The sequence below is a fragment of the Pseudorhodobacter sp. W20_MBD10_FR17 genome (assembly GCF_052119765.1).
Lineage (GTDB): Bacteria > Pseudomonadota > Alphaproteobacteria > Rhodobacterales > Rhodobacteraceae > Pseudorhodobacter.
Genome location: NZ_JBGQOQ010000018.1, coordinates 13,011 through 27,596 on the forward strand (window position 1 = coordinate 13,011; position 14,586 = coordinate 27,596).

The window sequence follows — 14,586 nt, forward strand, 5'->3', positions numbered from 1 at the left end:
CCCATTTTTTAACACCCGAGATTGAGATTGGCGGATATATCTTACGAAACTGCTAAATTCGGCATTTGCATTGAATTGTCGGCAGTCTTAGGAATTTCCGCGAAAACAGTGCTTGGTCTTGCGCCTTCCCCCAGTGCGGGCATATGGTTTGCCCAATTCAGATGCAGGAGAATGGGCGCATGGAAATCAAGTCGGTTGGGATCGTTGGTGCGGGCCAAATGGGCAGCGGGATTGCGCATGTCTTTGCTTTGGCGGGCTATGACGTGTTGATGACCGACATCAGCCAAGACAGCCTAAACAAAGCCTTGGCGCTGATTGACCGCAACATCGAACGGCAAGTGACCAAAGGCAAAACCTCGGCTGCCGATAAGGCGGCGGCGATGGGGCGGATCAAGACCACCCTGAAACTGGCCGATTTGGGGCCACTGGACCTGATTATTGAAGCGGCAACCGAACGTGAGACAGTTAAACAGGCGATTTTCGACGACCTGCTGCCACATCTGAAGCCGCATACGATTTTGACGTCGAACACGTCATCCATTTCGATCACGCGGCTGGCCAGTCGCACCGACCGACCGGAAAAGTTTATGGGGTTTCACTTTATGAACCCGGTGCCAGTGATGCAGCTGGTGGAATTGATTCGGGGCATCGCGACCGATCGTCCGACCTATGACACGCTGATGGCTGTCGTTGAAAAACTAGGTAAAACTGCCGCCAGCGCCGAGGATTTTCCAGCCTTCATCGTGAACCGCATCTTGATGCCGATGATAAATGAAGCCGTTTATACCCTGTACGAGGGCGTGGGCTCGGTCAAATCGATCGACGAATCGCTGAAACTGGGCGCAAATCACCCGATGGGGCCGCTTGAATTGGCCGATTTCATCGGGCTTGATACCTGCTTGGCCATTATGAACGTGCTGCATGACGGGCTGGCCGACACGAAATATCGGCCCTGTCCGCTGTTGACCAAATATGTTGAGGCGGGCTGGCTGGGCCGCAAAACCCAACGCGGTTTTTATGATTATCGCGGCGAGGTGCCGGTTCCGACGCGCTAGATTAGAAGTCTTCGCCGAACAGGTTTTGAACCAACTGGTCCAAGGCCTCTAGCAAAGCATCGGCCTGCGCGCCCGAGGTTTTTACCAAAATCTCGGACCCGCGCGCGGCCCCCAGCATCAGCAAACCCATAATCGAATCGCCTGACACTGACATCCCGTCTTTGGATACCTCGGCCGTGGCGTCAAACGCCTCGGCCACCTCGACAAACTTTGCAGAGGCGCGGGCGTGAAGCCCTTTTTCGTTAATGATTTTAAGGCGTCGTTCGGTCATAGCCATTTCCCCCATCGCCTAAATCAAAGCAATTTATATATTTCCGACCAGCATCCAATGCCAAAGCCACAGCGTCTTCGACTGCCAATTGCCGAGATTTGGCCAGCTTTATCAGCAGCGGAAGATTGGCACCAAACAAAATGCGGCGATTGCGCCCACAACAGGCCATTAGTGACAAATTAGAGGGCGAACCACCGAACATATCGGTCACAACAACAACGCCGCCCCCGGTATCAACCTTGTCAGCGGCGTCGCAAATTTCGGCCTGTTTTTCGGCGCGATCATGATCTTCCTCAATCGCCACAGCGATCATGTCTTGTTGCTTTCCGACGACGTGTTCAACCGCCGCAAGATATTCGCGCGCCAGCCCCCCATGGGCCACGATGACAATACCGATCACCCGTTTTCACCCTGCCCCATTTGCCGACAGCACAGCCGCCTTGCGTTCCATTTCCCGATGTCGTTTTGCCACTGGCCAGCCAGCCTCTGCAAGCCTGACTGCGATAATTTCCGTAATGGCAACCGAACGGTGTTGCCCGCCCGTACAGCCAAAGCCGATCGCGAGGTGGGTTTTACCCTCATCCAGCTGTGCCGGCAGCAGAAAAAGGATCAAATCTGTTACCTTGCCAAGAAATTCAGAAAAACGTGGGTCTTCGGCGATGTAATCGACCACTGCGGCGTCACGGCCATCCATTTCGCGTAGACCAGCATCCCAATGCGGATTGCGCAAAAAGCGGCAATCAAAAACCATATCAATACCGCGCGGCACCCCTCGCTTGTACGAAAATGACTGCAATGAAACCGCAAGTTTGGCATCCTGAGCCGAGCCGAACCACTGCGCAATTTCGGCGCGCAGGTCATGCGGCGACATTTCGGTCGTCTCAATCAAGTGATCCGCGCGCACTTTGATCGGGGCCAACAGGTCCACCTCACGCGCAATCCCGATGAGCGGCGTGCCATCGGGGGCCAAAGGATGCCTGCGACGGGTTTGCGAAAAGCGACGGATCAACTCATCCTCGGCGCAATCCAGATAAATCACGTTCAGCGATACACGCGGATCAACGGTGAGTTTGTCAATCAGCGCAATCAAGGCGGTGGCGTTGAAATCACGGTTGCGCGCGTCAAGACCCAAGGCGATCGGGCGACCCAGATTGTCGCCTTCAATCAAGCGCGGCACGAGCGACAAAGGGATGTTGTCGATAACTTCATAGCCCATATCTTCAAGCGCGTTTATCGCCGTGCTGCGGCCAGCCCCAGACGGGCCGGTAACCAGCACTATGCGATGCTCAAAGATCTGATTGGTTTTGGTCATATGAAGCCGTCAATCCACCCGTTTTGTTCGCAGAAACTGCAATATCCCAAAAGGAAAGTGGCGGGATGTGGAGCCGAATACAAGGTCAATCGGCACACCCAGCAGATCAAGTTGCCGTTTTGGCGGCAACCGCTCGGTTTCGGTTTGGCTTAGGTCAACAATCAGGATGATTGGTGCGAAGTCCTGTCGCGTTGCCGCCAGAATACCAATACCGCGCGCCTCAATCTTGCCAGCAATTTGCGCGGGACAACTTGCCACCAAGTCATTGCCTTGCCTGACAAGATGCGTTCGATCATCCGCGACCAAAAGGGCACCATAGGCCATCAGCTCCAGCCCAAGCGCAGATTTCCCCGCGCCAGACGGCCCAAGAATCAGCAGGCCGCGCCCTTGTAGGGCCACACATGTGCCATGCACGATTTGCGGTGGCACTGCGCTAGCCGTCATCCGTGGCTCCAATTGGGTCTGGTTGCAATTTTAGATTGGCAAGCCAACGACAAAACGCGCACCCAATGGTTCAGACGTGGCATCGGCAGAGGTGGGATGAATGTTTTCAGCCCAAATCACACCACCATGCGCCTCGACGATCTGCTTAGAGATGGCGAGGCCTAGCCCAGAATGATCGCCAAATTGCGCGACAGGGCGTTCCGAATAAAAGCGCTTGAAGACCTTGGTCAGCGCCTGTTCGGGAATGCCGGGGCCAGTATCTTCGACCACCACAAGCACACGGTTTTCACGCCGCCGCGCCCAAACACGCACCGCATCGCCCTCGTCACAAAAGGATACCGCATTGGTGATAAGGTTCACAAAGACCTGTGCCAACCGCCCCTCTAGCCCAGCAATCACAATCGGATCTGCGGGCAAATCAATGATAAAATCGACACCTTTTTTCTTGGCCTGTTCGCCAAGATAGTCGGACAAATTTCGCAGTGTTTTGATAAGGTTGAACTCTTCTTCTTCTTCTTTCACCAGTTCACTATCAAGACGCGAGGCGTTGGAAATATCGCTGACCAATCGGTCTAGCCTGCGGACATCATGCTCAATCACATCAAGCAGCTTTTCGCGCTGATCCTCACGTTTTGCCACCCGCATCGTACCCACAGCCGAGCGAAGGCTGGCCAGCGGGTTTTTGATTTCATGGCTGACATCGGCTGCAAATTGTTCATTCGCGTCGATCCGGTCATACAGGGCTGCAACCATGCCGCGCATCGCGACGGAAAGGCGGCCAATTTCGTCTGGGCGCGCAGCAAGATCGGGAATACGCACACGGCCCGGCGCCATTTTGCGGGCATCGCGGTCACGGCCCAATTCGGCAGCGGCTGCCAGATCGGACAACGGGTTAGCGATGGTCGAGGCAAGCACGAGACTGAGGCCGATCGATACCAACAATGCAATGACGAACATCTGCAACACTTGCTCTCGCTCATGCCGGACAAGGCGGTCGATCTCACCTTCGGCCGAGGTCAAGGCAACCACGCCCAGAACCTCGCCCGCATTCCAGATCGGCGTGGCGACAGAAAACAAGGTGCCCCCAGCAGAGTCTTTGGCCATGTTCGAGCTGGTATTCCCAGCCAAAGCTGCTTGGAAGCCGCTAAGAGCGAGGCTTTCAGAATTTACCTTGACCTGCCCTAGTTCGGGGCCAGACAGCACACCGGAAACAAGGTCCCAAACCGAATTCAGAAACCCCGTGATAAGCGTCGAATCCGGCCTGGAACTGCCTTGCGGAAGGGCGCGGCCCTTACCCTCTTGGGCTGCGATCACCTGACCGTTTTTGTCAAACACAAACGCATCGACCCCCGGCCCGATGGTGACATTGGCGAGCGTTTTCGCAACATCAATGCCCGCCGGGTCGTTCAACGATGCCGCCGCAAGGTTGGGAAGTTGCGTTTCAAACACATCCGCAACCAGCTCGGCCTCGGTCACCAAACCTTGCTCGCGCTGGGTGACCAAACTATCGCGAAACGGGTTCATAAACAGAACGCCTGCCACCAAAATCACCAAGGCCATCATATTGAAAATTATGATCTTTCTGGCCAAAGGTGACTTGTTCAGCGCGACAATACCACGCCGTCCGCGAAAGCCCCGCAGCTCTGGTTCGACCAGATCTTCGGGGGCAGTCCAATCTTCGCCCAGAAGCACGTCACCGCTATTACGGTTTTTGACGGGCGGGCGGGCAATATTTTTTGTGATTTGCGGCGCTGTTGTCATGGCAAGGCGTCACTCTTCATTATAGCGATAGCCGATGCCATACAGTGTTTCGATGGCCGAAAAGTCATCATCTGCCGTCCGCATTTTCTTGCGCAAGCGTTTGATATGGCTGTCGATTGTGCGATCGTCTACATAAACTTGGTCGTCATATGCCACATCCATCAACTGATCGCGGCTTTTCACAAAACCAGGGCGTTGCGCCAGCGCTTGGAGAAGCAAAAACTCGGTCACAGTCAGCGAGACTTCGTTGCCCTTCCAGGCCACGGCATGGCGCAATGGGTCCATCCGCAGATTGCCGCGTTCCATCACTTTGGTTTCTTCGGTGACGGCCACTTCCTCGGTGGTAATCGCCTCTTGCCGACGCAAAAGCGCGCGGATGCGTTCGACCAAAAGCCGCTGCGAAAACGGCTTTTTCACATAGTCGTCGGCGCCCATCCGCAGGCCCAAAACTTCGTCAATCTCATCATCTTTAGAGGTCAGAAAGATGACCGGCATCGCCGATTTTTGGCGCAAACGCTGCAACAAATCCATGCCATCCATGCGTGGCATTTTAATATCCAGAACGGCCATATCGGGCAGCCTGCGGTTGAAGGCATCCAGCGCGGATTGGCCATCATTGTAGGTTTCAACTTCGAAACCCTCTGCCTCCAGAGTCATCGAAACCGACGTCAGAATGTTTCTGTCGTCGTCCACAAGGGCGATCCTTGACATGGGTATTTTCCCTATACTGCTCATTATATTTTTTCCTATTTGCACTTTTTTGCGCCAAAGAATCAACTGCAATCTGCGAATCACCCGTCAAGACCCCTTCAGATGACAACAAAAAGCCGAATGAATGACTAATTTGCCTCAGTAAGGTCACAGAGCGGCCGCAGGAGGGGGTATCGCTAAGTCACCCCAAAGATGCGGAGGGCGATTTGGTTGCGCTAACGTTCAACTGGTTGCGCTAACTGTGCTAATGCGACCTATTCCAATCCTAAAACGCCGTGCTATAGCCGAATTGTCGGCCTCGGCTCCGGGGGCGACCAGAGTGCGGTTTGAGGGTCGCACCCTGCATAATAAACCCAAAACTTGTCGCATCATCGGCATCGGGAGCTTGCACTAGATGAACACAGGACGCGTTAACCCAAGCCATACGCTTGAAAATCAAGGCATTACCGGGCTGGGAACAGTTCATTATAACCTGATCGAACCCGCATTGATTGAGGCCGCCATTGCCGGCGGCGAAGGTAAGCTAGGTATAGGCGGGGCATTCCTCGTTTCAACCGGGCAGTTTACAGGCCGTTCGCCCAAGGACAAATTTGTAGTCCGCACCCCTTCGGTTGAAAACACGATTTGGTGGGAAAACAATGCGCCGATGGCGCCAGCGGCGTTTGACCTGCTGCGTGCCGATATGCTGGCGCATATGAAGGGCCGCGATTATCACGTGCAGGATTTGTACGCAGGCGCCGACCCAGAGCACCGTTTGGACGTGCGCGTGGTGGCCGAGCTGGCATGGCACGGGCTGTTCATCCGCCATTTGCTGCGCCGCCCTGACCGCGCCGAGCTTGACAGCTTTGTGCCGGAATGGACGATCATCAACTGCCCGACGTTCAAGGCTGATCCTGCGCGCCACGGCTGCCGCAGCGAAACCGTAATCGCGATGAACTTTGACGCAAAAGAAATTCTGATCGCCAACACCGAATACGCGGGCGAGAATAAGAAGTCTGTCTTTACCTTGCTGAACTATCTTCTGCCCGAAAAGGGTGTGATGGCGATGCACTGCTCGGCCAACCACGCGGTTGATGACCCTGATGATGCGGCCGTGTTTTTCGGCCTGTCGGGTACGGGCAAGACCACCCTGTCGGCCGACCCTGCCCGCACGCTGATTGGCGATGACGAACATGGATGGTCGGACAAAGGCACCTTCAACTTTGAGGGTGGCTGCTACGCCAAGACTATCAACCTGAGCGCCGAGGCAGAGCCGGAAATCTTTGCGACCACGCACCGTTTTGGCACTGTTGTCGAAAACATGGTCTATGATCCCGAAACGCTGGAGCTGGATTTTGAAGATGACAGCCTGACGGCGAACATGCGTTGCGCCTATCCGCTGGAAGCGATCTCAAACGCCTCGGCAACAGGGTTGGGTGGGCATCCGAAAAACATCATCATGCTGACCTGTGATGCGTTTGGCGTGCTGCCACCGATTTCCAAGCTGACGCCAGCGCAGGCGATGTATCACTTCCTGTCGGGCTTTACGTCGAAAGTTGCTGGCACAGAACGTGGCGTGACCGAGCCAACACCGACATTTTCAACATGTTTCGGTGCGCCATTCATGCCACGCCGCCCCGAGGTTTACGGCAAGCTGTTGCAAGCCCAGATCGCACAGCATGGCGCGACATGCTGGCTGGTGAACACCGGCTGGACTGGTGGCGCCTATGGCACGGGGTCGCGTATGCCGATCCGCGCAACGCGGGCTCTGCTGACGGCAGCACTTGACGGGTCACTGGCCCAAGGCGAATTCCGCCGCGACCCGAACTTTGGGTTTGAAGTGCCCGTGTCGGCCGATGGTGTGGCCGATGTGTTGCTGGACCCACGCCGCACATGGTGTGACACGGCGGCCTATGATGCCCAAGCGGCCAAGCTGGTGCAGATGTTTGCCGATAACTTTGGCCAATATGTGCCTTATATCGACGAAGATGTGAAAGCTGCGGCGATCTAAAAACTCTGGGGGGCTGCTTGGCCCCCCATCTGGTGCCTAAAGACCAATTGCGCGGCGTATCAAATTCAGCCCCGCCAACACCAGCAACACTTGGGTACAGCGGCGAAACAGCACCTGATCCAAGCGGTTGCCAACCTGCATCCCAATTACCATTCCTGCAACGGCCGGCATCACCAGAAACGCCGAAAACGCCGTAGTGCTGGCCGTCAGCACGCCCGAATTCAGATGCGCCGACAGCAGCATCACCGAGCCCAGCAAAAAAATCACCCCCTGCACCCGCAGCATTTCCACCTTTTCGACGCCGATCGACATCAGATACACAATCAGCGGCGGCCCCCAAACGCCTGACACCCCGCCATAAAGCCCGGCAACAATGCCCAAGCCACATTCGGCGCGGCCCTGATGTTCAAGCTTGATCGCAAGGTTGCGGCCCATCAGTTGCAGCGCTGCATAAGCTGTGATTGGCACCCCAAGCAGCAGCAAAAACACAGGCTGCGGGATGTCGCGCACAAATTGCGCCGAAACGGCGATGAACAGCACCGTTGCCACCAAAAAGCGCCAGTATTTGCAGACCGAGCCCCAAAAAGCAGCAGGTCCTTGGCGGAAGGCTTGGCTTAAATTGGTCACCAAGGTGGGCAAAATAAGGCCCGAGAGCGCGAGTTCAGGCGACAGGAAAGATGAAAACGCCGAGATCATAATCATCGGCATCGCGAAACCGACAGCGCCTTTGACAAATCCCGCAAAAAGCGTAACGCCGACGACAAGCCAAAACACGGGCTCTGACAGCCCAGCCATTACAAATTCCATCACGTTTTCCTTGTGTTTTCTTCGCTATAGCCGCATTTCAGAGCCCCTGCAGCAAAAACTCACCCGCGACACAATCGGTCGAATTAAACCTAAATATTGAAATCTTGTTGCGCTGCAGGTGCAAAGGCTTTAAAACCTTCGCAAGTGCAGCAATTAGCCGAAAGAGGGATTCCGCCATGGCCCATGATGGACAAGTTTTTGCCGAAACCGACAACCCTATCCTAACCGATCTGTTGGGCCTGACCGAGGGTGTTTTGCCCGAAGTGACCGGCCTTTTTGAACAAGGCCGCGAGGCATTGCGCGGTTTGGTCACTGTCAACGGCAAGGTTTCCGCCGCCGCGATGGAGGCGAACCAGTTTTCGGCGCATGTGCTCAGCTGGCTTGCGACCTATTCAGAAAGCCTAGTGCAGCTGCACGCTTGGGCGGCCAAACTGAGCCAGTCGGGTGCTTTTGGCGATATGGAACGCCTGTTGCTGCAAATCGGCTTTGGTGAATATCTATCGCAGCTTTCGGGCGGCATTCCGATGTCTCAAGGTGAAATTGCGCGGCTTGCCGATTTGGGCTTGTCGTGGGTGCCGGGGGATGCGGCGGCGCGCCTTATCGCGCATGGCAACACGCAGGCGGCGCGCACGCGGTTGGTGGCCTTAATGCAAGACAACCACGGCCGCGCGACCTTTGGCGCCACCGGTTTGGACGAAGAGCTGGAGATGATCCGCGACCAGTTCCGCCGTTTTGCCGATGAGGAAGTCGTGCCGCACGCGCATGGCTGGCACATGCGCGATGAGCTGATCCCGATGGATATCATCGAAAAGCTGGCCGAAATGGGCGTGTTTGGCCTAACAATTCCCGAAAATCTGGGCGGGTTCGGGCTGTCTAAGGCATCGATGGTCGTGGTCAGTGAAGAACTTTCGCGCGGCTACATCGGCGTGGGATCGCTGGCGACACGGACGGAAATTGCGGCCGAGTTGATTTTGTGCGGCGGTACCGATGCGCAAAAAGAACAATGGCTGCCCAAGCTGGCCAGCGGTGAGATTTTGCCTACAGCCGTGTTCACCGAACCTAACACAGGGTCGGATTTGGGCTCTTTGCGCACGCGGGCGGTAAAGGATGGCGACGATTGGTCTGTGACAGGTAATAAGACATGGATCACCCATGCCGCCCGCACCCAAGTGATGACCCTGCTGGCGCGGACCGACCCAGACACCACCGATTATCGCGGGCTGTCGATGTTTCTTGCCGAAAAAGAGCCAGGAACCGATGCCGTGCCCTTTCCCACCCCCGGCATGACGGGCGGTGAGATTGAGGTGCTGGGCTATCGCGGCATGAAAGAATACGAGCTGGCCTTTGACGGCTTTGCGGTAAAGGGCGAAAACCTGCTGGGCGGCGTGCCGGGCCAAGGGTTCAAGCAACTGATGCAGACTTTCGAGTCTGCCCGCATCCAAACCGCCGCACGCGCCATCGGGGTGGCACAGAATGCGTTAGAGGTCGGTATGCAATACGCCATTGACCGCAAGCAGTTTGGCAAATCGCTGATCGCATTCCCGCGCGTTTCGGGTAAGCTGGCGATGATGGCGGTTGAAGTGATGATCGCCCGGCAGCTCACCTATTATTCCGCGTGGCAAAAAGACCATGACAAACGCTGCGACCTAGAGGCTGGCATGGCCAAGCTGCTGGGCGCACGGGTGGCATGGGCTGCGGCCGATAACGCCTTGCAAATCCATGGCGGCAACGGCTTTGCGCTGGAATATCAGATCAGCCGCATTCTGTGTGACGCACGGATTTTGAACATTTTTGAAGGCGCCGCCGAAATTCAGGCGCAGGTCATCGCGCGGCGTTTGCTCGACTAGCGGTCCTCTGGCAGCAGCCGCCCGTGTGAGGGGCGGCTGCTGCCCAAGCGTGGGTGCATTTTGCCTGCAACACCCATGCAGCCCACCATTGCCAGCCCTGCCACGGCGAACACGCCCGGCAGCGGTGCCACCAGCAGCACAAGCCATGCCGCGCCGGGCGTCAGTATCCCCGAGACATCGCGAAAACTGGAGTAAATGGCGGCCATCTCGGTGCGCTCGGACGGTTTCACGGCCATCAGAAACGGCAGCCCGCCGACGACATCCAACACCACAAGCATCACCGACCCGGCCATCATAAAACCGACGGCGGCCCAAGGCAAAGACGAAGCAACAAGCGCCGAGGCGATGAAGGCCGCAGCGCAAAGCGCAAACGCCCCTTGGACCGAACGGCGCACGGACAGCCGTGTGGCAACGCGCAGCATCAAGGGCGTAACGAATAGCAAGGCATTGGACAGCGACAACGCGATCCCACCAACCTTATCGCCCAAACCTGCCTCGATACAAAAGATTGGCAGATAGACCACATAGACCCACCAACCGCAGGACCGGATAACGGCAAACATCCACCCTGCGATCAGCCGAGGCTGAGCGAAAAACCGGCCCAGAAAGGCCAAGGGGTTGGTGGCAGGGCGGCGGGCGCGGCTGATTTGCTTGCCATTGCCCAGCCGCAAAACCCAAAACGTCGTTAGCAATACCAATGCAAGCCCGCCTGCCGCCAAAAACGGCAACGGCGCCCACACCTCACGCAGCCACACCCCCAGCAAGGGGCCAATCGCCCAAGGTGCTGCTGCAAAGACCATGTTCATCGACTGCGCCTTACCAAGGTTTGATCGGTCGATATAATCCAGCACATAGGCATTGAAACACACAAACGTGGTCGCCGTCGCCCCCGCGTTCGCCATCAGTGCCAGCGGCACCGTGACAGCACTGCCATGAACCGCCAGCGCGGCTCCAAGAATATACAGCAGCGTCCCCAGCGTATACATCCAACGGCGCGGAATATAGCGGGTGCCCCAAGGCACCATCAGCCCAAGGCACAGCGATGCCAGCCCTGCGATGAAATACACTTGGCTGACCGATTCCGCACTGCCCAAAGCATCGTATACTGTCAGCGGCATGGCCGAGATCAGCATCCCCCGCACCGATGCATCCAACCCCGCCAGCAGCGCAAAATGCTGCACCTTCGGCACTGGGCTGTGGCGCAGCAGAACCGGAATATACTTGTTCGCCATAGGTGCACAGGTCCTTTGTCTTTGGCCCTTACTGCGCCTGTTAGGGCTGCGGCGTCTTTACTCTACGCGACAGTTCACGTCGAAAACGACACACGGTGGCGCAAATGGTGTTTGTTAGCGCTGTTGGTCCGGGGTCCGGGCGGCAAGCAGCCCAAGCAGGCGGATCCGCGCCTCGGGCAAAGGGCGGTCATTTAGACCAGCCAATTCTCGGCCAAGGAAATGGCCGGTGATGGCAAGGCCTTGGGCAATCTCGGGGCGCGAGGCAGGCCCCTGCCCCATCAGGCATTGCGGCAAAGGCAACAGCCGGTCGGCCCAATCGCCCGCACCATCACGGCTAACCGCGCGTCCGGTTTTAGGGCTAACATAGGCCAGATCATCACGGTTGCCGGTAACCGCACAACGCGACAGGTCAAGACCAAAGCCCAATTCCTCTAGCAAGGTCATTTCCCAGCGCAGATAGATCGCGGGCCAGTCGGGGTCATATTCAACGGCGGCCAACAGCGCCATTGTGGCACGCCACAAGGCTTGATGCGCCACACGTTCAGGCAAAGCCACCCGCAGCATCGCGCAAATCGCATTCAGGCCGGCAAGGCCAAGCCGATCCCCCAACAGGCCTGCACGGCTTTGCAAAGGTTCAACAGAGTAGCTGCCGATATGGTCCTCAAGCCGCGCACGCCATGTCACGGCAAGCTGCGTTCCGGGCTGCATCGTGGCGGCCTGTTTGCGCGAGGCACCACCGCGTACCACGCCTGCGTGGCGGCCATGATGGGCGGTAAACACCTCTATGATCGCGGACGCCTCACCATGCGGGCGCATGGCAATCAGCACCCCTTCATCTTGCCAATCCATTAGCTGATTATTGCAAGCGCGGCACTAGTCCGCCAGCCCTTCTTCTTCCAACAAATGCCGCCCCGCGCGGTCCTCGACCTCGATCACCCACAGATCAGGGTCAAACTGGCGCTGGCGGGCAATGGCGGCGTCAACGTCCGGCTCGACCCCCTCAGCCAAAACCACCCAAGCCCGCGCCCCCGACAACAGATCAAAGCTACGCTGATACGCACCGGCTGTGCCATCAAGCGGCGCTTGTTTCACCAAAACAGCCCCCGCAGTCGCGTCGCCATGCGCGGTGATAAAGGCAGGAATACCGGCCAACTCTAGCCGCCGCAGATACGCCTTGACCCAAAAATCTGCTGTCAGCCGCGCGCCCATGCCCCACCTATCATCTGTTCAAAAATATCCTCGCCGAAGGCATGGCCCTTGCCAAGGGCCAATCAGTTTCCGTCTTTGAACTCCAGCCCCATTTCGGAATAGCGCTCCGGTTCTTCCAACCAGTTCGGACGCACTTTAACCTGAAGGAACAGGTGCACAGGGCGGCCCAAAAACTCCATGAGATCGACCCGCGCCGCTTGGCCAACCGATTTGATGGTTTCGCCCTTATTGCCCAGAACGATGCCTTTGTGACCATCGCGTGCGACATAGACAAGCTGGTCAATGCGGGTCGAGCCATCCTTGCGGTCTTCCCATTTCTCGGTTTCCACGGTCAGCTGATAGGGCAACTCTTCGTGCAAACGCAGGGTCAGCTTTTCGCGCGTGATTTCGGCGGCGATCATGCGCATCGGCAGGTCGGCAATTTGATCTTCGGGATAGAACCACGGACCTTCTGGCAACTCACCCGCCAGCCATTCGCGCAGCTTATCAACGCCGTACCCTTTTTCAGCCGAGATCATAAAGGTTTCGGCAAAAGGAAACGCCTCGTTCAGCTTTTGCGACAGCGCCAGCAGAACCTCGGCTTTGACGCGGTCGATTTTGTTGATCGCCAGCGCCACTTTTTGGCCCTGAGGAATGCGGTCGCGCATGGTGTCAATGATAGCTTTGGTGCCTTCGGTCATACCGCGATGGGCCTCAACCAACAACACGATCAAATCGGCATCGGCAGCCCCGCCCCACGCGGCAGCAATCATCGCGCGGTCAAGGCGGCGGCGCGGGCGGAACAGGCCGGGGGTATCAACAAACACAATCTGCGCGCGGTCTTGCATCGCGATACCGCGAATACGGGCGCGGGTGGTTTGCACCTTATGTGTCACGATCGACACTTTTGACCCGACCATGCGATTGAGCAGCGTCGACTTGCCAGCGTTCGGTTCGCCAATCAAGGCAACAAAACCTGCGCGGGTGTTACCTTCGCCCCCCACGGGGCCGGTTTCTTGGGTCGTGCCCGGACCAGTGGGGGCGCTGGTTGGTTTTGTATCATCGGTCATGTGTCTTGCTCCATCCGGGCCAAAAGGGCGCGGGCTGCGGCCTGTTCGGCGGCGCGTTTCGTTCCGGCGGATGCCGATTCGGATTCGTCATTGTCCAGCCGCACCGCAACCGTAAACACGGGCTGATGGTCGGGGCCAGAGCGGGCTTTTTCAGTATAGGTTGGTGGCGTCATGCCACGGGCTTGCGCCCATTCTTGCAACGCGGTTTTAGGGTCGCGCGCATCTTGTTTAACAGTTGCGATGCGGCCTGCCCAAAGGCGGGTGATAAGCGCCTGTGCGGCAACAAACCCGCCATCCAGATAGACGGCGGCAATCACCGCCTCTAGGGCGTCGCCCAGCAGCGCCTCTTTGCGCCGCCCGCCAGACATCATTTCAGACCGCCCCAGTTTCAGCACATCGCCGAGGCCAATATCGCGCGCCACATCGGCGCAGGTTTCCTTGCGCACCATGGCATTGAAACGCGGGGCAAGCAGGCCCTCGGCGGCGCCCATATCGGCGGTTAGCAACGCCTCGGCCATCACAAGTCCCAACACTCGGTCGCCCAGAAATTCAAGCCGTTGATTGTCGGGGCGCGTGGGTGACGAGATCGACGCATGGGTGACAGACCGCACCAACAACTCGGGGTCGCGGAAACTGTGGCCCAAACGGGATTCAAATGCGCGAAGATCGGCGGCGAGTTTCATTCGACGGCCCTCCAATAGCGGCCAGAGCGCCACGCGCCCAGATCAAGCATCGACGTGCCTGCCGAAGGCAACAAAATGCGCGAGACGCTGTCAATGATGCCCGCGAGTGTAGCTGCGAAAACCAACCAGCCCCGCTTGCGCGAGGCTGTGCCATTCATATCAACGAATGAGAAAGGCAGATATTGGGTTTGCGTCATGCGCAAGTCACTCCACGC

At 57.3% G+C, this 14,586-nt stretch carries 16 protein-coding genes; 3 read left to right on the forward strand and 13 right to left on the reverse strand.

Annotation, left to right across the window (positions count from 1 at the left end; translation table 11 throughout):
- Positions 1-179: 179 nt before the first annotated feature.
- Positions 180-1,055 carry a 3-hydroxybutyryl-CoA dehydrogenase gene (locus tag ACEN2J_RS12790; protein WP_442106361.1) on the forward strand — a complete coding sequence of 292 codons (876 nt, stop codon included), beginning with the start codon at positions 180-182 and terminating at the stop codon, positions 1,053-1,055.
- 1 nt (position 1,056) lies between these two features.
- Here the strand turns inward: ACEN2J_RS12790 and ACEN2J_RS12795 are convergent, their stop codons facing one another.
- From ACEN2J_RS12795 to ACEN2J_RS12820, 6 genes are read right to left on the reverse strand one after another with little or no spacing between them, the layout of a single operon-like run.
- Positions 1,057-1,326: an HPr family phosphocarrier protein gene (locus ACEN2J_RS12795; RefSeq protein WP_442106362.1), complete on the reverse strand. Its 270-nt coding sequence runs from the start codon at positions 1,324-1,326 to the stop codon at positions 1,057-1,059.
- Positions 1,307-1,726, reverse strand: a complete 420-nt coding sequence (locus tag ACEN2J_RS12800) for a PTS sugar transporter subunit IIA (protein WP_442106363.1) — start codon at positions 1,724-1,726, stop codon at positions 1,307-1,309. Before ACEN2J_RS12800 ends, ACEN2J_RS12795 begins: the two co-directional genes overlap by 20 nt.
- 6 nt (positions 1,727-1,732) lie before the next feature.
- On the reverse strand, positions 1,733-2,638 hold the full coding sequence (gene rapZ / locus ACEN2J_RS12805; protein ID WP_442106365.1) for an RNase adapter RapZ: 906 nt from the start codon (positions 2,636-2,638) through the stop codon (positions 1,733-1,735).
- A gap of 9 nt (positions 2,639-2,647) precedes the next feature.
- Positions 2,648-3,082, reverse strand: a complete 435-nt coding sequence (locus ACEN2J_RS12810; protein WP_442106367.1) for an HPr kinase/phosphorylase — start codon at positions 3,080-3,082, stop codon at positions 2,648-2,650.
- 30 nt (positions 3,083-3,112) lie between these two features.
- A complete protein-coding gene (locus tag ACEN2J_RS12815) occupies positions 3,113-4,843 on the reverse strand; it encodes a sensor N-terminal transmembrane domain-containing protein (RefSeq protein WP_442106368.1) in 1,731 nt (576 codons plus the stop codon).
- A gap of 9 nt (positions 4,844-4,852) precedes the next feature.
- Positions 4,853-5,554 (reverse strand): response regulator transcription factor, encoded by a 702-nt coding sequence (locus ACEN2J_RS12820; RefSeq protein WP_442106369.1) that lies wholly within the window; start codon positions 5,552-5,554, stop codon positions 4,853-4,855.
- 394 nt (positions 5,555-5,948) lie between these two features.
- Between ACEN2J_RS12820 and ACEN2J_RS12825 the strand changes: the two genes are divergently transcribed.
- Positions 5,949-7,544, forward strand: coding sequence for a phosphoenolpyruvate carboxykinase (locus tag ACEN2J_RS12825; protein ID WP_442106371.1), 1,596 nt, complete (start codon positions 5,949-5,951; stop codon positions 7,542-7,544).
- 36 nt (positions 7,545-7,580) lie between these two features.
- On the opposite strand, the gene ACEN2J_RS12830 is transcribed toward ACEN2J_RS12825, so the two are convergent.
- Positions 7,581-8,351 carry a sulfite exporter TauE/SafE family protein gene (locus ACEN2J_RS12830; protein ID WP_442106373.1) on the reverse strand — a complete coding sequence of 257 codons (771 nt, stop codon included), beginning with the start codon at positions 8,349-8,351 and terminating at the stop codon, positions 7,581-7,583.
- 176 nt (positions 8,352-8,527) lie between these two features.
- Between ACEN2J_RS12830 and ACEN2J_RS12835 the strand changes: the two genes are divergently transcribed.
- Positions 8,528-10,198 carry an acyl-CoA dehydrogenase family protein gene (locus ACEN2J_RS12835; protein ID WP_442106375.1) on the forward strand — a complete coding sequence of 557 codons (1,671 nt, stop codon included), beginning with the start codon at positions 8,528-8,530 and terminating at the stop codon, positions 10,196-10,198.
- Here ACEN2J_RS12835 and ACEN2J_RS12840 read toward each other — a convergent pair.
- The 6 genes from ACEN2J_RS12840 to ACEN2J_RS12865 form a co-directional block, all read right to left on the reverse strand.
- The gene (locus ACEN2J_RS12840; protein ID WP_442106377.1) at positions 10,195-11,430 is read right to left on the reverse strand and encodes an MFS transporter; all 1,236 of its coding nucleotides are present in this window, start codon (positions 11,428-11,430) and stop codon (positions 10,195-10,197) included. The genes ACEN2J_RS12835 and ACEN2J_RS12840 overlap by 4 nt on opposite strands.
- A gap of 114 nt (positions 11,431-11,544) precedes the next feature.
- Positions 11,545-12,279 (reverse strand): DNA repair protein RecO, encoded by a 735-nt coding sequence (gene recO, locus ACEN2J_RS12845; protein WP_442106379.1) that lies wholly within the window; start codon positions 12,277-12,279, stop codon positions 11,545-11,547.
- A gap of 24 nt (positions 12,280-12,303) precedes the next feature.
- Positions 12,304-12,639, reverse strand: coding sequence for a DUF1491 family protein (locus ACEN2J_RS12850; protein WP_442106381.1), 336 nt, complete (start codon positions 12,637-12,639; stop codon positions 12,304-12,306).
- Between the two features lie 62 nt (positions 12,640-12,701).
- Positions 12,702-13,688 carry a GTPase Era gene (gene era / locus ACEN2J_RS12855; protein WP_442106383.1) on the reverse strand — a complete coding sequence of 329 codons (987 nt, stop codon included), beginning with the start codon at positions 13,686-13,688 and terminating at the stop codon, positions 12,702-12,704.
- A complete protein-coding gene (rnc, locus tag ACEN2J_RS12860) occupies positions 13,685-14,371 on the reverse strand; it encodes a ribonuclease III (protein ID WP_442106385.1) in 687 nt (228 codons plus the stop codon). The genes era and rnc overlap by 4 nt, the downstream gene beginning before the upstream one ends.
- Positions 14,368-14,568, reverse strand: a complete 201-nt coding sequence (locus ACEN2J_RS12865) for a hypothetical protein (RefSeq protein WP_442106387.1) — start codon at positions 14,566-14,568, stop codon at positions 14,368-14,370. Before ACEN2J_RS12865 ends, rnc begins: the two co-directional genes overlap by 4 nt.
- Positions 14,569-14,586: the final 18 nt, after the last annotated feature.